Origin of the sequence: Comamonas thiooxydans (assembly GCF_002157685.2) — a bacterium.
In the GTDB taxonomy this organism is placed as follows: Bacteria; Pseudomonadota; Gammaproteobacteria; order Burkholderiales; family Burkholderiaceae_C; genus Comamonas; species Comamonas testosteroni_H.
The window spans coordinates 552,878-572,123 of sequence record NZ_AP026738.1 but is presented as its reverse complement, the minus strand read 5'-3'; the positions used below and the strand labels follow the sequence as shown (position 1 = coordinate 572,123).

At 64.2% G+C, this 19,246-nt stretch carries 18 protein-coding genes; 4 read left to right on the top strand and 14 right to left on the bottom strand.

Translation table 11 applies throughout. From position 1 onward, the window contains the following. The first annotated feature begins 88 nt into the window (after nt 1–88). Nucleotides 89–847 (top strand): IclR family transcriptional regulator, encoded by a 759-nt coding sequence (locus CTR2_RS02645; RefSeq protein WP_057091461.1) that lies wholly within the window; start codon nt 89–91, stop codon nt 845–847. Between the two features lie 170 nt (nt 848–1,017). Here CTR2_RS02645 and CTR2_RS02640 read toward each other — a convergent pair whose 3' ends face one another. From CTR2_RS02640 to CTR2_RS02580, 13 genes are all read right to left on the bottom strand, one after another. Further along, nucleotides 1,018–1,791, bottom strand: coding sequence for a glucose 1-dehydrogenase (locus CTR2_RS02640; protein ID WP_087085188.1), 774 nt, complete (start codon nt 1,789–1,791; stop codon nt 1,018–1,020). 145 nt (nt 1,792–1,936) lie between these two features. Then, on the bottom strand, nt 1,937–2,572 hold the full coding sequence (locus tag CTR2_RS02635) for a 2-hydroxychromene-2-carboxylate isomerase (protein ID WP_087085189.1): 636 nt from the start codon (nt 2,570–2,572) through the stop codon (nt 1,937–1,939). Between the two features lie 21 nt (nt 2,573–2,593). Then, nucleotides 2,594–2,884, bottom strand: a complete 291-nt coding sequence (locus tag CTR2_RS02630) for a DUF1289 domain-containing protein (RefSeq protein WP_087085190.1) — start codon at nt 2,882–2,884, stop codon at nt 2,594–2,596. Next, nucleotides 2,881–3,378, bottom strand: coding sequence for a YbaK/EbsC family protein (locus CTR2_RS02625; protein WP_087085191.1), 498 nt, complete (start codon nt 3,376–3,378; stop codon nt 2,881–2,883). Before CTR2_RS02625 ends, CTR2_RS02630 begins: the two co-directional genes overlap by 4 nt. Nucleotides 3,379–3,418: 40 nt before the next feature. Continuing rightward, the gene (locus CTR2_RS02620) at nt 3,419–4,483 is read right to left on the bottom strand and encodes a hypothetical protein (RefSeq protein WP_087085192.1); all 1,065 of its coding nucleotides are present in this window, start codon (nt 4,481–4,483) and stop codon (nt 3,419–3,421) included. Between the two features lie 12 nt (nt 4,484–4,495). Beyond that, nucleotides 4,496–5,074 (bottom strand): DUF2799 domain-containing protein, encoded by a 579-nt coding sequence (locus CTR2_RS02615; RefSeq protein ID WP_176391747.1) that lies wholly within the window; start codon nt 5,072–5,074, stop codon nt 4,496–4,498. A 23-nt stretch (nt 5,075–5,097) separates the two neighbouring features. Next, on the bottom strand, nt 5,098–6,006 hold the full coding sequence (locus tag CTR2_RS02610) for a hydroxymethylglutaryl-CoA lyase (RefSeq protein ID WP_087085193.1): 909 nt from the start codon (nt 6,004–6,006) through the stop codon (nt 5,098–5,100). Between the two features lie 153 nt (nt 6,007–6,159). Continuing rightward, on the bottom strand, nt 6,160–7,083 hold the full coding sequence (locus CTR2_RS02605) for a 2-hydroxyacid dehydrogenase (protein ID WP_087085194.1): 924 nt from the start codon (nt 7,081–7,083) through the stop codon (nt 6,160–6,162). A 178-nt stretch (nt 7,084–7,261) separates the two neighbouring features. Beyond that, complete coding sequence (locus tag CTR2_RS02600) at nt 7,262–9,298, bottom strand: acetyl/propionyl/methylcrotonyl-CoA carboxylase subunit alpha (RefSeq protein WP_087085195.1); 2,037 nt, start codon at nt 9,296–9,298, stop codon at nt 7,262–7,264. Between the two features lie 58 nt (nt 9,299–9,356). Beyond that, nucleotides 9,357–10,109, bottom strand: coding sequence for a DUF4126 domain-containing protein (locus CTR2_RS02595; protein WP_087085196.1), 753 nt, complete (start codon nt 10,107–10,109; stop codon nt 9,357–9,359). Between the two features lie 61 nt (nt 10,110–10,170). Beyond that, the gene (locus CTR2_RS02590; protein ID WP_003059063.1) at nt 10,171–10,953 is read right to left on the bottom strand and encodes an enoyl-CoA hydratase/isomerase family protein; all 783 of its coding nucleotides are present in this window, start codon (nt 10,951–10,953) and stop codon (nt 10,171–10,173) included. Continuing rightward, nucleotides 10,950–11,888, bottom strand: coding sequence for an alpha/beta hydrolase family protein (locus CTR2_RS02585; RefSeq protein WP_087085197.1), 939 nt, complete (start codon nt 11,886–11,888; stop codon nt 10,950–10,952). The genes CTR2_RS02590 and CTR2_RS02585 overlap by 4 nt, the downstream gene beginning before the upstream one ends. A 20-nt stretch (nt 11,889–11,908) precedes the next feature. Further along, a complete protein-coding gene (locus tag CTR2_RS02580; protein ID WP_087085198.1) occupies nt 11,909–13,516 on the bottom strand; it encodes a carboxyl transferase domain-containing protein in 1,608 nt (535 codons plus the stop codon). Nucleotides 13,517–13,737: 221 nt separating this feature from the next. On the opposite strand from CTR2_RS02580, the gene CTR2_RS02575 reads away from it, so the two are divergent. After that, complete coding sequence (locus CTR2_RS02575; RefSeq protein WP_087085199.1) at nt 13,738–15,468, top strand: Na+/H+ antiporter; 1,731 nt, start codon at nt 13,738–13,740, stop codon at nt 15,466–15,468. Between the two features lie 104 nt (nt 15,469–15,572). Here CTR2_RS02575 and CTR2_RS02570 read toward each other — a convergent pair whose 3' ends face one another. Further along, entirely contained in the window at nt 15,573–17,321 is a 1,749-nt protein-coding gene (locus CTR2_RS02570) for an AMP-binding protein (RefSeq protein WP_087085271.1), read from the bottom strand. 133 nt (nt 17,322–17,454) lie between these two features. On the opposite strand from CTR2_RS02570, the gene CTR2_RS02565 reads away from it, so the two are divergent. Continuing rightward, nucleotides 17,455–18,531, top strand: a complete 1,077-nt coding sequence (locus CTR2_RS02565; protein WP_087085200.1) for an AraC family transcriptional regulator — start codon at nt 17,455–17,457, stop codon at nt 18,529–18,531. 15 nt (nt 18,532–18,546) lie between these two features. Continuing rightward, nucleotides 18,547–19,242 (top strand): DUF4336 domain-containing protein, encoded by a 696-nt coding sequence (locus CTR2_RS02560; RefSeq protein ID WP_087085201.1) that lies wholly within the window; start codon nt 18,547–18,549, stop codon nt 19,240–19,242. Nucleotides 19,243–19,246 lie beyond the last annotated feature (4 nt).

The window sequence follows — 19,246 nt, the reverse complement described above, 5'->3', positions numbered from 1 at the left end:
TGCGGCCGGAAGCCCAACCGCTGGAGCAACTTTAGGCAAACGTTTCAACCCATACAATGATGTTTCGTAGAATGAAACGCATTGCACCATGAGCAACCCCACCCAATCCGCACAGAAGTCCGGCGACGGCGTCATCGCCGTCACCCGCGCACTGCAGCTGCTCGAGGCCTTTGCGCTGGGCGAATCGCATCTTTCGCTGGCCGAACTCAGCCGGCGCTGCGGCCTGCACAAGACCACGGTGCTGCGGCTGGCGCGCACGCTGGCCCGGTCGGGCTACATGGTGCAGCGCGAGGACGGGGAATGGCGGCTGGGTCCTTCCTCGGGCTGGCTGGGCGCGCGCTACCAGGCAGGCTTCGATGTGCAGAACGTGCTGGAGCCAGCGCTGCGCGAGCTCACCCAGCTCAGCGGCGAGAGCGCCGCTTTCTACGTGCGCGAGGGCCATGTGCGTACCTGCCTGGTACGCGTGGAAGGGCCGCAGGCCCTGCGCCACCATGCGCGCATGGGCGAGGGGCTGCCACTGGACAAGGGCTCGCCGGGCCGCGTCATCCTGGCGTTCTCGGGCGAGCCCGGCGAGATCTACGAGCAGATCCGCAGAAAGGGCTACCACTGCTCCATCGGCGAGCGCGAGCAAGGTGTGGCTACGGTCTCGGCGCCGGTGTTCGGCATGCACTGGCGGCTCATGGGATCGGTCTGCATCTCGGGCCCCGCATCGCGCCTGCCCGAGGCCAGGCTCGAAGCCCTGGCCCGGACCGTGATTGCCGCAGCCAACAAGCTGTCCTATGCGCTGGCCGGCAATTCCGCCACGCCGGCCGCCAGTCCTGTGCGCGCCACGCAGTGGCATCCCTGAGGGCAGGAAAGCAGCCCCCGAAAGGATTCATTCTTGTCGGAATGAAGGTTCAAAAAACAATAGCTTTGCTCGCTTATTGAAATTGAAATTCAGATACTTTTGCATCTGAATTACTTATCCATCAAGCGATAAGAGCTATCTTTTTATGCAATGGATGCGCTCAGGTGAGCTCAGCGCGCCCAGGCGCAGCCGCCGTCCACGACCAGGGTGGAACCCACCACATAGTCGCCGGCGCGCGAGGCCAGGAAGATGGCGGCGCCGGCCATATCCTCGGGCTCGCCGATGCGGCCCAGGGGCACGCGCCCCGCGGCCTCGTCCGCATGATCGCGCGCGTTCTTGTTCATCTCCGAGGCGAACGGCCCGGGCGCGATGGCGCTGACCACGATGCGCTCGGGCGCCAGGCGCAGGGCCATGCGCTTGGTCAGGTGGATCAGGCCGGCCTTGCTCGCTGCGTAGGAGTAGGTCTCCCAGGGGTTGACCGAGACGCCGTCGATGGAGGCGATATTGATGACCTTGGCCAGCTGCGCGCCTGCGGCCGACTTGCGCAGCATGGGCGTGAGCGCCTGGGTCAGGAAGAAGGGCGACTTCATGTTCAGGTCCACGACCTTGTCCCAGCCGCTTTCGGGAAATTCGTCATAGGGCGCGCCCCAGGCCGCGCCCGCGTTGTTGACGAGGATGGCCAGCTGGCCTTCGTGCGCCGCATAGGCATCGACCAGCGACTTCACGCCATCCATGGTGGACACGTCTGCGGGCAGCGAAACGCAGTGGCCCAGCTCCGACAGCTCGCGCGCCGTCTGGTCGCAGGCCTCGGCCTTGCGCGCCGAGATGTACACGCGCGCGCCCTGGCGCACAAAGCCTTCGGCGATCATGCGGCCGATGCCGCGCGAACCACCGGTGACAAGAGCCGTGCGGCCCTTGAGCGAAAACATCTGCTGGGTATCCATGGTGCGGTCTCCTTGATGGTCTTGAAAACCGCACCAGCTTATGCAAGGCCGGTCACGCCCGGCGTCGCCTAGGCGCCATGGCCGATGCCTGGAAGAAAGTACCGTCCTGCGCCTCGATCCCGGCTCAGGCCCCATACCTGCAGCCTTACTCCAGCCCCCAGGACACACCGGCAGCAGCCTCCCACTGCTGCGCAAACCACTCATCGCCACGCAGATAGGCCTGCAGCATGGGCAGGCCGTCCAGGCCCCAGAACACATGACCGTCCACCACCCAGGCCGGCACGCCGAATACGCCCGCCTGCTGCGCCTGCTCGGTATTGCTGCGCAGCCATTGCTTGACCTCGGCACCGCCCTCCTCATGGCGCAACTGCTCCTTCAGCTGCGCGCGCAGCTCCTGCAGGCGCTGCGCATCATTGGCCTCATGGCCGCCCTGCCAGACATGCTGCATCACCGCCTGTGCCACAAAGCGGTTGATGCTGCCGTCACGCCCATGGGCCAGCGCCAGCCGCAGCAGCGGCAACGGCTTGAACGGATGCCGGGCCGGCATCTGCAGCGGTATGCCCAGCGACCGGCCAAGCCATGTGACATGGCGGTAGGTCCAGGCGCGCTTGGCAGGAATACCGGCCGGTCCGGGGTTGGCATTGCCTTGCAGCAAGGCTCCCAGCAGCACCGGACGGTAGTCCACGTGATAGCTGAGCCCTTGCAGCGCCTTGGGCATCTGCTCCAGCGCCAGCCACGCATAGGGCGACACAAAGTCCAGATAACAGGTGATGTGCTTCATGTCGGCTCTCCTCAAAGGGGATCAGATCTCGGCCTGGCGCGGGTCCTCGAGGCCGGCGCGCTGCAGCAGCTGGCCCCAGATCTGCAGACGCAGCTCGGCATCGCCCTTGGACCAGGCGCGAATCTCGTCAATGGTTCTGAAGCAGCCCTGGCAATGGCTGCGGTCCGCCGTCATGCGGCAGACGTTGATGCAGGGCGAAGCAACGGGCTGGTCGGCCTCGGCCCAGACCAGGGCCACCTCGGCCTTGGCGGCCAGTTGCGCCAGCTGCTGTGCCTGCTGAGCCTGCTGCTCCTGAAGAAGTTCCGTACTCATGCCTGCTCCACCACGTCCGACCAGGGGGCTGCGGTCAACGCCTGCAACTGCGCGGGCGATGCAGGAAACACGCCATGCGGATGGCCTGCAGCGGCCCACACGGTCTCGAAGCGTTGCAGCTCGGCATCCATCAAGGTGACGACCTTGGTTGCATGGGCCACGGGGCTGACGCCGCCGATCGAGAAGCCGGTGCTGGACTTGACGAAATCCGCATCGGCGCGGCCGACCTTGCCCACCAGCTGCGTCACTTTCTTTTCATCGACACGCTTGTCGCCCGAGGCCACGACCAGCACGGCCGCGCCATCGCTCCTGCGCTTGAAGATGATGCTCTTGGCCACCTGCCCGACCAGAATGCTGAGCTGATCGGCGGCCTCCTGGGCGGTACGCGCAGCACCGTCCAGCATCTGCGGTGCATGCGGATGACCGGCATCCTGCAAAAAGCGGCTGACGCGCTGCACGCCTTCAGGCAGCGCGTGAAGTTCTGATCCACACATACAAACTCTCGAAGAAAGAGCGCCCACCGCGCCCCGTGCATCAAGTGTACTGAGTGATGAAGGCGCTGCACGCGCAAGGCGTACAGGCAAAGCCGTAAAGCATGCCGCCGCTGCCCCAGTAATGAGCGTCTGCACCATCAGCCTGCGGAATCTGAGAATCCAGCTGCAGCACAAAGCGCATGCTCTGGCCGCAGCAGGTGCACAGCGGCTGCCAGGGCGATTGAATCCACGCAGGCTCGCCCCCCACGCGGTACAGATTCTCGCGGCCGTTGGACTGGCCCCAATCCTGGCGCTGCCAGCGTGCGGGCGTTTCTGCCAGTGCCACCTCGGTAGCGCGCAAAGGCCCGTACTCCCAGTCCGGCTCCTGCAGCTGACCATCTGCGGCCGCGTTCAGGCAATGTGCCTGGCCTGTTTCATCGTGGCGGTAATGCAGCTCGCCCACGCCGCTTTCCATGCAGGACAGGCATAGCTGCAGATGCACGGTTTGGTCTGCAGGCTGATCGCTGCCAAATACCTTGCTGGCCGGCAAGCTGATCAGGTGCTGCAGCGGCTCGCCGCAATGCTGGCAGTTGCCTGCGCCCGCGCCGCCAAAGCGATAGCGTTCAGGGCTGTGCTGCAGATTCCAGCTGGGGTGCCAGTGCCGGGGAATCCAGGCAATTGCGTGATCCAGATAGCGCGGAGGGAATATCAAATGCATAGCTTCTTGCGCGCTATGCACCTGCTCTTCAGCCTCAAATTGCTCGACATCGCAGTCCAGTTCAGCAAGGGGCGCTATCAAAGGCTTGATGAGTTCAGGCTGTTGATAGCTGGCGGCTTCCAGCACCGTGCGCTCTGCCTCGCTCATGCTGCCGCGCGCCTGGGCCGATTGCAGGGCTGCGGCCACCAGCGCCGGCCAGTCGTCGTCGGCCAGCCAGGACAACGTGTCGTGCAGCGTCACATGCCAGCGCGTATTGCCCGCCAGCAGCGCCTGCGCCAGTTGCTTGACCTCGGCCGCTGGCGCCCGCTGCAGCCAGGGCATGAGCGCGCGCGAGATCGACTCCAGCTGCACGGCCTTGACGGATTCGTCCACATCCAGTGCCGTAATGAAATCTGCTGCTGTCTGCATCTGCGGCTGCGCTTACTTGGGCGGCATCTGCGCGAGCTTGAAGCGCAGTTGCAGCAACTCGAGATTCAGATCACGCAAGTCTTTCTCCACATAAGCAATATGACTGGAGCTGTTCCTGGCGCTGCGTGCTTCGCGCAGCTCTTTTTTCTTCATGTCGATGCGTTGCTGCAGCTGGGTCATTTCTTCCTGCATGTCCAGCCGCTCGCGCACCGGGCCATAGCCCTGCAAAAAGGCAGACTCCACCTGCGCCGGGCAGTAGCCGTACTGGTATTTGCGGCCCGTCTCGGCAAACGCCTTGCCGCTTTCAGCCGTGCAAAAACCCCGCAGTCCCTGCTGCCAGCCCTGCTGGTAGGCCCGCACATCCATCTGCACGCCGTTGTCCTTGCAGGTACGGAAATGGCGCTTGGCCCGGGTGGTGATGTCCTGCTTGCCGTCCATGGCGTCCAACTGGCCCAGATAGGCCCAGTCCGTGTCCCTGCACTCCTGGGCATCCATGCCGGCGCAGCCGCCCAGCAGGGCAGCGGCCACCAGACACAGGGCCCGCGAAAAACGTGATCTTGCTTGCATGGCGGCGATGGTAACAACGCCCATGCCGGTCCGGACCGGGCTTGGCCTCAACCCGCGCGCTTGGTCAGCAAGGCCTTGGCCACGCGCGACTGCGTGGGGCGGCCCAGGTACTCGCTGATGAACTGGCCCGCATCGATCAGCTTGTCGAGATCGATGCCGGTCTCTATGCCCATGCCCTGCAGCAGATAGACCACGTCTTCGGTGGCCACATTGCCCGTGGCGCCCTTGGCATAGGGACAGCCGCCAAGGCCAGCGACCGAGGACTGGAAGTTCCACACTCCCAGGTCCAGCGCCGCCAGCGTGTTGCTCAGGGCCTGACCATAGGTATCGTGGAAATGGCCGGACACCTGGTCGAGATCGAAGTGTGCCAGCGTGGCTTCCAGCGCCTTTTGCACCTTGACGGGCGTGCCCACACCGATGGTGTCGGCCACGTCCACGCGCTGCACGCCGATATTCTTCATCAGCCCGGCCAGATAGCCCACCTTCTCGGGCGCGATCTCGCCCTCGTAGGGGCAGCCCACGGTGCAGCTCATGGCGCCGCGCACGGCAATGCCGGCCTCAAGGGCCGCCTGCACCACGGGCGCAAAGCGCTCGATGCTCTCTGCAATCGAGCAGTTGATGTTGCGCTGGCTGAAGGCCTCGCTGGCCGCACCGAACACCACGATCTCGTCTGGCTTGCCGGCCAGCGCGGCCTCGAAGCCCTTGAGATTCGGCGTCAGCACCGAATACAGCACCCCGCCTCTGCGCGCTATGCCAGCCATGACTTCGGCGTTGTCCGCCATCTGCGGCACCCATTTGGGCGACACATAGCTGGTGACCTCGATTTCCTTGAGGCCGGCGTCCTGCAGGCGCTGCACCAGCTCGATCTTGACCGCGGCAGGCACAGGCTGCTTTTCGTTCTGCAGGCCGTCGCGCGGGCCCACATCGATGATCTTGACGCGTGCGGGGTATTTCATTTCGCTCTCCTATCGCTTCTTTACCTGGACCACTGAACAATCCCCCGTCGCAAGAGACGCCCAGCAAGGGCCGCCCCGCAGCGTTGGCGTCGTCCCCCTTCCGCAGAGAAAGGGGGAAGCCGCTAAGCCGCCTAGGCGCAACGGCTCAGGGGGTTAATACCCTTTTCTCAGATCGACTCGACCTGTGACGGGCTCTCCCCGGCTCATGGCAGCGACCTTGCCCACGATCTGGGCAATGCTGTCCGCCGCCAGCGTACGGGCCGAGGTATGGGGGGTGAGGATGATTCTGGATTGCTTCCAGAACGGATGATTCTCGGGCAACGGCTCCTCGCGGAACACATCCAGCATGGCGCCGCTGACATGGCCGGACTCGATCTGCGCAATCAGGTCGGCATCGACCACATGGCCGCCGCGCCCCACATTGATCACATAGGCTCCGGGCTGCAGCAGCGCCAGCGTGCGGGCGTTGATGATGTCGCGGGTCTCGTCGTGCAGGGGCAGCAGGTTGACCAGAATGCGCGTCTCGGACAGAAAGCGGTCCAGGCTGTCCATGCCGCTGAAGCATTCGACGCCCTGCAGCTCGCGCGGCGAGCGGCTCCAGCCATTGACCTTGAAATCGAACACCGTCAGCGCCCTGGCCACGCGCTCGCCCATCTTGCCCAGGCCCATCACGCCCACGGGATAGTCCACCCGCCTGGGGTTGCGCTGGTGCTGCCACAGGCCTTGCGACATATCGGACTCGTACTGATCGAGGCCGCGAAAGAAGCGGATCACGGCCTGGGCCACATACTCGGCCATCTGCACGGCCATGCCCGCATCTTCGAGGCGGTAGACGGGCAGCTCGGCGGGAATGCGCAGCGGCAGCAAGGCGTCCACGCCCGCGCCGATGTTGAACATGGCCTTCAGGCCGGCCGCCTGCTCGTCGAGGAACTGCTGGGGCGGCGCCCAGACCAGTGCATAGTCGGCCTGGGGCGCGCCCGGCTCCCAGATGGCAATCTCCGCGCCCGGCAGCGCGTCATGCAAACCTTTGAGCCAGGGTTCCGGCCGCGTATCGTCACAGCAAAATAAGACTTTCATGGATGCCAAGCCTAACGCTTTGCCATGCCTGCTGCAGACGCGGATGGCCAATGGACCGCTATCAAAAAAGAAGCTTCTTGCGCTTTACCCGACTCGATTTCATCATTGAAAGCAACTGAATTCATGGATGGTCCGGCGCAAGCCGCTCTTTTTGTTAAACAGTTCAACCCTGGCCGGATCAGGCGGCCACCTCGATACGCAGCAGCTCCGCGCCTTCGCTGACCTGGTCGCCGGGCACATACAGCAGCTCCAGCACCACGCCATCGCCTGGGGCAGCAATCGTGTGCTCCATCTTCATGGCTTCCATCACTGCCAGCGGCTGGCCCTTGCTGACCTTGTCGCCGGCCTTGACGGTGAAGGACACCACCTTGCCAGGCATGGGTGCCGTCAGGCGGCCGCCTTCATGGCCGGTATCGCCGGCGTGGGCCAGCTGGTCGACCACGGTGATCTGGGTGCTGCCCGCCTCGGTGAAGATGGACAGCTGGTCGCCCTGGGCATGGACCACGACCACCGTGCGCTTGCCGTCCAGGCCCAGCTCCAGCCGCCCGTCGGCCAGTGCGCGCCACTGCAGCGTGGCATCGCTGCGGCTCTCGCCCTCGCCAATGCCGAGCTGATAGGTCTGCGCCGCCTGCGTGCCGCGGCCATAGGCCAGGCCGGCCGTGAAGTCCTCGCCGCGGTAGGCAAAGCCGAAGGAGCGCACATAGCGGCCCGACATGCGCCAGCCGTCGCGGCGGCTGAAGGGGTCGGCACCCTGGCCTGCCTGCTCGCCCTGCAACTGCCAGGCCATGGCAGCGGCGACGGCCAGGTCGCGGCCCACGAAATCCTTGCCGAACAAGGCCTCGCGCTCGCGCTCGATCAGCGCGGTATCGAGCAAGGCATTGGAGAAAGCCTGGCTTTTCACCACCTGGCGCAGAAACTGCACATTGGTCGTCAGGCCCACGATATGGGTCTGGGCCAGCGCCGCATCCAGACGCGCCAGCGCCTGGGCACGGTCCTCGCCATGGACGATGAGCTTGGCGATCATGGAGTCGTAGAAGGGGCTGATCGCATCGCCCTCGCGCACGCCATCGTCAACGCGCACATCGCTGATCTCGAAGCTGCTGCACACGGGCTTGCGATAGACGGCCAGATGGCCGGTGGCGGGCAGGAAGTTGTTCTCGGGATTCTCGGCGCAGATGCGTGCTTCGATCGCATGGCCCAGGATACGGAGTTCCGACTGCGCCTTGGGCAAAGGCTGTCCCGAAGCCACCAGCAGCTGCCACCGCACCAGGTCCTCGCCCGTGATGGCTTCGGTCACGGGGTGTTCCACCTGCAGCCGGGTGTTCATTTCCATGAAGTAGAACTTCATGGCTTCGGGCTGGTCGTAGCCGCCGGGCTGCTCGACGATGAATTCCACCGTGCCCGCGCCCACATAGTTCACGGCCTTGGCGGCGGCCACGGCGGCCTCGCCCATCTTCTGGCGCAGCGCGGCAGTCATGCCCGGCGCCGGCGCTTCCTCGAGCACCTTCTGGTGGCGGCGCTGCACCGAGCAGTCGCGCTCGAACAGATAGACGCAGTTGCCCTGTGTATCGCCAAACACCTGAATCTCGATATGGCGCGGACGCAGCACGTATTTCTCGATCAGCACGGCATCGTTGCCAAAGCTGTTGATGGCCTCGCGCTTGCAGGACTCCAGCGAAGCCGCGAAGTCCTCGCTCTTTTCCACCAGACGCATGCCCTTGCCGCCGCCACCCGCGCTGGCCTTGATGAGCACGGGATAGCCGATGCGGTCGGCCTCGCGTTGCAGCAACTCGGGGTTCTGGTCATGACCGTGATAGCCGGGCACCAGCGGCACGCCGGCCTTTTCCATCAGCTGCTTGGACTCGGCCTTGAGACCCATGGCGCGAATCGCACTGGCGGGCGGGCCGATGAAGACCAGACCGGCCGCCGCGCAGGCATTGGCAAAGTCTTCGTTCTCGGAGAGAAAGCCATAGCCGGGGTGGATGGCCTCGGCACCTGTGGCTTGTGCGGCTTCGAGAATGCGCTCCCAGCGCAGATAGCTGTCCTTGGGCGCGCTGCCGCCGATGTGCACGGCCTCGTCGCAGGCCGCGACATGCTTGGCCCGGGCATCGGCATCCGAATACACGGCCACGGTCTTCACACCCATGCGACGGGCGGTGGCGGCTACGCGGCAGGCGATTTCACCTCTATTCGCAATCAGAATTTTCTTGAACATATCGTCTCCGTTTATCGGTCAAATCACCACTCAGCGCATATAAATCAAGCGCAAGCAGCTATGTTTTTTGCAATGAATCCTGCGCATCGCCACTGCCGCGCAGACGTCGAAAAATCGCCTTGAGAAAGCGCCACAGCGCCCAGATCACCAGCCACATCGCAATCACCACGACCAGCAGCACGGCGGCAAAGACCAGCGGATTGGTCAGCGCCAGCCAGATGGCACCCAGCGAAACCGTGTCCTCGGCCAGACTGGCTCCCACGTTAGAGAACGGTTCGGGCGAGGTGTTGATGAGGGCACGCGTCGTGGTCTTGGCAGCCTGGCTGGTCGCGGCCAGCGTTCCGCCCATCAAGGCGGCGGCCATGGCCATGGTGCTGCTGTCGGCAGCAAAGACCGAGGCCGCCAGTGCCGCCCCGGCGGGAATGCGCAACACGCTCTGGAACAGGTCCCAGACCGAATCGACCACGGGAATCTTGTCGGCAAAGAACTCCACGAACAGCAGACCGCCGCTGATGACCAGCACCATGGGATGCTGCAACACATGCAGACCGCCAGGCAGCGGCATCAGACCACTTGCACCCAGCAGGCCCACGACAAACACCACGGCATAAAGGCGAAAGCCGCTGGCCCAGCCCAGAGCCGCTGCCAGCGCAAGCATCGAGGCCATGTCCATCTGCCCCACGGCTTGCCCGGCCCTGGCGGCCACATCTGTGACCTGGCCAGCAGCATCGCCCACGGCCCTGGCCGTTTCGGGGGCTATGTGCAGGCCGATGCGGTGCAGCCAGTCGATGATGGTTTGCCAGATATCCATGGTGTTCATTCCCTATGTCTCGCCCGAACTCTAAAGCGCCCCGGACACAAGGTTTGTCATCTCATCCGGGCAGCCAGTTGGGTTTGCGCTTGTTGAGAAAGGCCTGCACGCCTTCCTTGCCTTCGCTGCTGGCGCGGATGGTGGCAATCGACTCCACGGTCGCCGCAATCAGCTGCTCGCTGATTTCGCGCTCGGCCATGTCCAGGACCAGGCGCTTGCAGGCTCGAACAGCGGCGGGGCCGGCACTCAGCAAATGCTTGAGCCAGCCGTCGACCACGGCGTCCAGCCCGTCGGCATCGACCACCTCATGCACATAGCCGATGCGATGCGCCTCCTGCGCCGAAAAGCGCTCGCCCGTGAGAAAGTAACGGTGCGCGGCTCTGGCACCCATGGCGCGGATCACATAGGGGCTGATGGTGGCGGGAATCAGGCCGATCTTGACCTCGCTGAGGCAAAAGCCCGCCGTGTCGGCTGCCACCGCCATATCGCAGCAGGCCACCAGACCCATGCCGCCTGCATAGACATCGCCCTGCACACGCGCAATCGTGGGTTTGGGACATTCGTAGATGACGCGCAGCATCTCGGCCAGCAGACCCGCATCGACACGGTTTTCGTCGCGCGAATAGTCAGCCATGCGGCGCATCCAGTTCAGGTCCGCGCCCGCGCAGAATGCGGGTCCTTCTGCGGCCAGCACCACGGCGCGCACATCGGCACGCTCGCCGACCTGGAGGAAGGCAGCGGTGATCTCGGCAATCGCCGCATCGCTGAAGGCATTGCGAATGGCGGGCTGAGCCAGCGTGACGCGGGCGATGCCGCCGTCCACGGTCAAAGTCAAAGCAGTCATGGCTTGTCTCCCAGTGAGTTAGGTCTTTGCAGTTGCGCAGCCGCCGTACCCGGCAGCTGCTGCATCAGGAATTCTCGGACCTGCGGCAACCATTGCCCGATATTGGCTGCGCGGTCAAAGAACTGGTGTCCCTCGGCGCCGCTGGATGGAGCGAACACCAGTTTCAGGTTCTGGCCTGCGGCCAGATAGCTTTCAGCCATCTTGCGCACCAGCGGCGGGCGAAAGTAGCTATCGTTCTCGGCATAAATCCACAGCTGGGGCACCTGGCTGGTGGCGGCAAAGCCGGCCACGGTCTTGAGCAGTTGCGCCTCGCCGCAAACCGCGGCTTTTTCACGCATCTGAGGCTGTGAACCCCGGCCGCCGGCAAAGTTGATGACGCCGCGCAAACCCGCGGGCTGCTGCGCCGCCAGTGCCAGCGAGGCAAAGCCGCCGGCAGACTTGCCCAGCAGCAGCACATGCGAGCCATCGACATAGGGCAGCTTTTGCCCGTAAGTCATGATGGCCGCTACATCGCGCGCTGCCTCCTGGGCCGCATGGGCGTAATCGGGGGCATCGCAGCTGCCATAGCGGTCGGCCAGAGGGCCATCCGATGCGCCATAGCCGCGCCGCAAGCCCGTCACCACCACATAGCCCAGCTCGGCCAGAGCACGGGCCTGAGGACCGTAGCGATCGCTCATGGCTTCGCGCGCCTCCTGGCCGCTGGGTGTGCCGTGGCTGAGCACGATCAGTCCCCAAGGACCCGCCCCCTGAGGACGATAGACATGGCCTGCCAACTCAGCGCTGTGTGCGGGCGAATCGCCGCTCGCTGGCACCCAGACCGGAATGCGCGCATCCATGCGCTGCACCGCTGGCTCGGCAGCACCAACCATGGGCATGGCCAGCGCAGCCGACAGCAGGACTGGCGGCAAGCAGGTGAGGAAATGGCGACGCGACATGATTGGCAGCCTCTGTCCGCTTACATGCGGAATACGCCGAAGCGCGTGTCTTCAATCGGAGCATTGCGCGCAGCAGCCAGGCCCAGCGCCAGCACGCGGCGCGTGTCGGCGGGATCGATCACGCCATCGTCCCAGAGACGCGCCGTGGCGTAATAGGGATGGCCCTGGTCTTCATACTGCTGGCGGATGGGCGCCTTGAAGCGTTCCTCTTCTTCGGCACTCCAGTTGCCGCCCTTGGCTTCGATGCCGTCGCGCTTGACGGTGGCCAGCACGCTGGCCGCCTGCTCGCCGCCCATGACGCTGATGCGCGCGTTGGGCCACATCCAGAGAAAACGGGGCGAATAGGCACGGCCGCACATGCCGTAGTTGCCCGCACCAAAGCTGCCGCCGATGATGATGGTGAACTTGGGCACCGCCGCCGTGGCCACGGCCGTGACCAGCTTGGCGCCATGACGGGCAATGCCTTCGTTTTCGTATTTGCGGCCGACCATAAAGCCCGTGATGTTCTGCAGGAACACCAACGGAATCTTGCGCTGGCAGCACAGCTCGATGAAGTGTGCGCCCTTGACGGCAGACTCGGAAAACAGAATGCCGTTGTTGGCGATGATGCCGACCTGCATGCCCTCGATGCGTGCAAAGCCGCAGACCAGGGTGTTGCCGAAGCGGGCCTTGAACTCATCGAACTGGCTGCCGTCCACGATGCGGGCGATGATCTCGCGCACATCGAAGGGCTTGCGCGTATCGACGGGAATCACGCCATACAGCTCTTCGCTCTCGAACAGCGGCGCCGCCGGCGCATGATCGGCCTGTGAGCCGGGCTTGTCCTTGTTCAGGTTCGCCACCGCCTGGCGCGCCAGCGCCAGCGCATGCAGATCGTTCTCGGCCAGATGGTCGGCCACACCCGACAGGCGCGTGTGCACATCGCCGCCGCCCAGGTCCTCGGCACTGACCACCTCGCCGGTGGCGGCCTTGACCAGGGGAGGGCCGCCCAGAAAGATGGTGCCCTGGTTCTTGACGATGATGGACTCGTCGCTCATGGCCGGCACATAGGCGCCGCCTGCCGTGCACGAACCCATGACCACGGCGATCTGGGCGATGCCCTGCGCGCTCATATTGGCCTGGTTGTAGAAGATGCGGCCGAAGTGCTCGCGGTCGGGGAAGACCTCGTCCTGATTGGGCAGATTGGCACCGCCCGAATCGACCAGATAGATGCAGGGCAGACGGTTCTGCGCGGCCACCTCCTGCGCGCGCAGATGCTTTTTCACCGTCATCGGGTAGTAGGTTCCGCCCTTCACGGTGGCATCGTTGCAGACGATCATGCAGTCCACGCCGCTGACGCGGCCCACGCCGACAATCACGCCGGCGCCCGGCGCATCGTTGTTGTACATATTGAGCGCGGCCAGCGGCGACAGCTCCAGAAACGGCGTGCCGGGGTCCAGCAGCCGCTGCACGCGCTCGCGCGGCAGCAGCTTGCCGCGCGCCACATGCTTGGCGCGTGCCGCTTCGTTGCCGCCCAGTGCGTTCTGATCGCAGCGCGCATGCAGCTCATTGACCAGCGCCTGCATGGCGGCAGCGTTGGCCAAGAAATCTGCCGAACGCGGATTCAGTTGTGTACCCAGAATGCTCATCGCTTGCCCTTAAAAAATGATTGCCCCTGAGCGGCTGCGCCGCTTCCCCCTAGGGGGACGACGGCCTCGCTGCGGGGCGGCCCTTGCCGGCCGTCCCTTGCTTGGCACACGCCTGTTTCACGGGTTACGGCTCGTACCTTGCCGCTTGATAACTGATGTGAGAACTTGGTTTTTTTCTTGCCCGGACACAGCGCTGCCACTGCAGTTGAAGAAAATGCCTTATGCACGCTGTTGAAACCGTTCTGCTTGTCTTGCTGCTGGGAGCGCTGACAGGCATTGTGGCCCGCTATATCCGGGCCATCCCCCTGCCTCTGATTCAAATCGCACTGGGTGCGCTGATTGCCTGGCCGCAAGCCGGTCTGCACATCGCGTTCGACCCGGAGCTGTTCCTGCTGCTCTTCATTCCACCGCTGCTGTTTGCCGACGGCTGGCGCATCCCCAAGCGTGAATTCTTCGCACTGGCCAAGCCTATCTTGCTGCTGGCCCTGGGCCTGGTTCTGTTTACCGTACTGGGCCTGGGCTATCTCATCCACTGGATGATTCCCGAGATTCCGCTGACCGTGGCATTTGCCCTGGCCGCCGTGATCTCGCCCACCGATGCCGTGGCCGTTTCGGCCATCACGCGCAATCTGGGCATGCCCGAGAAGACCATGCATGTGCTGGAGGGCGAGTCCCTGCTCAATGACGCATCGGGTCTGGTGGCGCTGAAATTTGCGATTGCAGCCACGCTGACCGGCATGTTCTCGTGGGGCGAAGTCGCCAAGGAATTCACCTGGATGGCCGTCGGCGGCCTGGGTGTGGGTGCGCTGATAGGCTGGGGCTTCAGCCATGCGCGCGGCACCATCACACGCCGCCTGGGTGACGTAGCCGCCACGCAGATGGTGTTGCTGCTGGTGCTGCTGCCTTTTGCCGCCTATATCGTGGGCGAGAAGATCGGTGTCTCCGGCATTCTGGCTGCCGTGGCCGCTGGCATCGCCACCAATTTCGCCGACCTGGAGCGCAGCAGCTATATCAGTGAACGCCTGCAGACCGAAGGCACCTGGAGCATGGTGGAAGCGGCCTTCAACGGCGCCATCTTCCTGCTGCTGGGCCTGCAGCTGCCATCCATCATCGGCGTGCCGCTGCATCAGGCCGGCCATGACTGGTGGATTCTGGTCGGCTATGTGGCCGCGATTTCGTTTGCGCTGCTGCTGATGCGCTGGATCTGGCTGGTGCTGGGTGTGCATGGCTCGCTGCTGCGCGCCCACCGCCAGGGCAAGATGACCGAACGCCCCTCCAAGCTGCTGAACCTGGCCACCACGCTGGCCGGCATTCGCGGCGCGGTCACGCTGGCCGGTGCGCTGTCCGTGCCCATGCTGCTGAACAACGGCCAGCCCTTCCCGGGTCGCGACATGCTGGTCTTTCTCGCCACGGGCACCATCTTGTTCACGCTGGTGATCGGGGCCGTGGGCCTTCCCATCGTGCTGCGCCATCTGCCCCCGCATGAAGAATCGCCCACCGTGCGTGAGGAGCGGCTGGCCCGCGAACAGGCCTGCATGGCGGCCATGGCCAAGCTGACGCTGAGCGAGGAGGAAGTACTGCGCCGCGACCCCGAATGGGTGGCGATGCGCCAGGAGGTCAACGGCCACCTGACCCAGGAATACCGCAACCGCATCCAGTTGCTGGACGACGGCAGCGGCGCCGCGCAAAGCATAGAACTGCTGCGCGAAGCGCCCGAAGTCGTGCGCCAGCGCAAGCTGCGCTATGTGATGGAAATCGAAACCCGCATCGAGTGCATTCATGCCGAACGGGACTTTTACTACGCCGAAAGACAGGCCCACCGCATCAACGACGAATCGCTGCGCAGCCTGGTCAGCGAGCTGGACATGCAGGAAATCGCCATGCGCAAGCGCCTCGTGGTTGCACGCCGCGCCGCCGGCCTTCCCATGACCAACGCGCCGTCCAATCACTAAACCAGAGACACTGAGGAAGGGCCGCCCCGCACCGAGGGTGTCGTCCCCCTTGGGGGGCACCCGGCGCAGGGAAGGTGCGAAGCAGCTCAGGGGGTAGCGCATATTCAGGCAGTCTTGATCACGCGCAGATCCAGCAACTCGATCATCTCGTCGCGAATCCTGAACTTCTGGATCTTGCCCGTCACCGTCATCGGAAAGGCCTGGACAAAGCGGATATAGCGCGGCACCTTGTAGTGCGCAATCTGGCCCTTGCAGAAGTCGCGCACCTCGTCCTCGCCGAGTTCCAGGCCGGGCTTGACAATGATCCAGGCACACAGTTCCTCGCCATAGCGCACATCGGGCACGCCGACCACCTGCACGTCCTGCACCTTGGGGTGGCGATAGAGGAATTCCTCGATTTCACGCGGGTAGATGTTCTCGCCGCCACGGATCACCATGTCCTTGATGCGGCCCACGATATTCACATAGCCTTCGCCGTCCATGGTCGCCAGATCGCCGGTGTGCATCCACTGCTCGGCATCGATGGCCTCGCGGGTTCTGGTCTCGTCTTCCCAGTAGCCGTGCATGACGGAATAACCGCGCGTGCACAGCTCGCCCGACTGGCCCGGCGCCATGATCTCGCCCGTGGACGGGTCCACGATCTTCACCTCCAGATGCGGCTGCACCTTGCCCACGGTGGCCACACGCTTTTCCAGGGGCGTATCGGCATCGCTCTGGCAGCTCACGGGGCTGGTTTCCGTCATGCCGTAGGCGATGGTGATTTCGCTCAGATGCATGTCGCGCACCACGCGCTTCATCACCTCGATGGGACAAGGCGAGCCAGCCATGATGCCGGTGCGCAGCGTGGACAGATCGAACTCGGCAAATCGCGGATGGTCGAGCTCGGCAATGAACATGGTGGGCACGCCGTGCAGGCCCGTGCATTTCTCGGCCTGTACTGCCTCCAGCACGGTGATAGGGTCAAAGCCATCATTCGGATAGACGATGGTCGAGCCATGGGTGAAGCAGGCCAGATTGCCCAGCACCATGCCGAAGCAGTGATACAGGGGCACGGGAATGCAGAGCCGGTCCTCGGGCGTGAGGCGCATGCATTCGCCAATGAAAAAGCCGTTGTTGAGGATGTTGCGGTGCGTCAGCGTCGCGCCCTTGGGAAAGCCCGTGGTGCCGCTCGTGAACTGGATGTTGATGGGGTCGAGATTGCTGAGCGTGGCCGCAATGGCATCAATGCGCTCATCCGCACTGGTTCCCTGTGCCATCAGCTGCGAAAAACGCAGCATGCCGGGCTGTTCGGCGTCCAGATCCGCCGCACCTGAGCCGGCCGCACCTGAGCCGGTCGCGTCAATCCACACCACCGTGCGCAAGGCTGGCAGGCGTTTGGATTGCAGCTGGCCTGGTGCGCAGTTCGCCAGCTCGGGCGCCAGCTCGCGCAGCATGCCCAGATAGTCGCTGGTCTTGAATCGCGGCATGGACACCAGCGCCTTGCAGCCCACCTTGTTGAGCGCGTATTCGACTTCAGAGGTGCGGTAGGCCGGGTTGATATTGACCAGCACCAGCCCCACCTGTGCCGTGGCCAGCTGCATCAGCACCCACTCGGCATTGTTATGGCTCCATATACCCACCCGGTCGCCCTTGACCAGCCCTTGCGACAGCAGCGCGCTGGCCAGCTGGCGCGCCGCCTGATGCAGCTGGGCATAGCTGTAGCGCAGACCCTGATGACGGCTGACCAGCGCATCACGCGTGCCCTGGCGCCCTGCCATTGCGGCAAAAAAATCGCCAATCGTCTGCTCGATCAGCGGCACATCCGTGCCCCCCTTGGCATAGCTGGCGGTCAGCGGGTTCACTTGCGATGGCATGGTCTTGTCTCCTTGCGTGCCGGCAGCCACCTGCGAACTGGCTGCGCAGCGTCCATTCAGCACCGTTTTCTGCGCCTCAGAATAAGGGCAAGCCCTGTTCAGAAGAGGTCACAAAGGTTGCAATAATTGCCAAATGCTCACCCCCTCTCTGGTCAAGACTCCTCTACCGCACCATGCCAGCTCCGTGCTCAAATCGCACCCGGCAATTACCCCCATGGCGTTTGTCAAAGCCATTGTCCGCGCTTATGAAGCAAGGCAGATGTCAGCGCTAGGTGCTCTGGAAAAGGCACAAATCCCGCCAGATCTGATTAACGATGCCGAGGAGCGCATCACGGCCCTGCAGATGGAGGCTCTATCCGATGCGGCCATGCGCGAACTCGACGACGAGGCCCTGGGCTGGTTCGAGCGCCGCCTGCCCTGGGGCAGCTACGGCATGCTGGCGCGTGCCAGCATCAGCGCTCCGCAACTGGGCCTGGCACTGGCGCGCTGGTGCCGCCATCACGGACTGATTGCGCAGGACATACAGCTTCAGCTCAGCGAGCAGGCTGGCATTGCCACCCTCACCCTGCATGAAAGCCGCCCGCTGGAAAGCATGCGCGAGTTCTGCATGGTATCGGTGCTGCGCAATATCCACGGCTTTGCCAGCTGGTTGATCAACGAACCGATCAGCCTGCTGCATGCCAGCTTTCCGTTTTCCGAACCCGCGCATGCCGATGTCTACAAGGTGCTGTTCGCACCAGGCAGCATCGCTTTTGACGCACCCGTCGCCAGCCTGCAGTTTGAAGCTCGCTGGCTGCAGGCGCCGCTGGCGCGCGACGAGGCGGCCCTCAACCGGATGCTGCAGCGCGCCTTGCCGATCCAGGTGCGCCCCTACCAGCGCGAGAAGACTCTGGTGCAGCGTGTGCGTCACCTGCTGGCCGCCAGCGGGGAGGAGCAGCAGACGGCTGAAACGCTGTCCCGCCAGCTGCATCTGTCGCAGCGCAGCCTGCACCGCCAGCTCAAGGAAGAAGGTATTTCGCTGCAGGCCCTCAAGGACGATATCCGGCGTGAACGCGCGATTGCACTGCTGCTGCGCACCAGCCGCCCCATCAAGCGCGTGGCCCAGGCCTGCGGCTTTCTCAACGACAAAAGCTTTATCCGCGCCTTTCGCCTCTGGACAGGGCTGTCCCCTTCGGAATTTCGCAAAACCGCCGGCCAGCGCGCCGCCTGACGCAAGGAGCTCTCCATGCAGGAATCCTCAGAAAACTGGCAGGCAATCGCTGATGGAGTCTGGGCACTCAGCTATCACTTCAGCAATGCAGGGCTGAAGGTCAGCACACGCATGACGGTGATCCGGCTGGCCGACGGTAGCCTGTTCTCGCACTCTGCAGTGCCGCTGACGGGCGGACAGAAAGCTGCGCTCGACGCCCTGGGTCCGCTGCAACACATAGTCGCACCCAGCGCCATGCACCATTTGTTCGTGGGCAAGCTGGCCAGGCTTTATCCACAGGCCCGGATCTATGGCACACAGGGCGTGCTGCGCAAGCGCCCGGACCTGCCGCTGCTGGAGCCCTTGCCACCGGACTCCGAAGCGCCCTGGGCAGGCGAGCTGCAATGCCTGCCGCTGGACGGCCTTCCCATGCTCGACGAGACGCTGTGGTTCCACCCGGCCAGCGGCAGCCTCATCGCCACCGACGTGCTGCAATGCTGGCAGGGACCGCTAAGCCTGCCGGTACGCATGTATCTGGGCCTGACGGGCGGACATGAGCGCCTTACCGTGCCGCGCACCGTGCGCCTGCTGGTCAGGGACAAGGCCGCCGTGCGCAACTGGGTGAAGCGGGTCGAAAGCTGGCCCGTACAGCGCGTGATCCTGCTGCACAACAGCGTGATCGACGATCAGCCAGTGAAACGGCTGCGCGAAGCGCTGTCGATCTGGGACTGAGCGC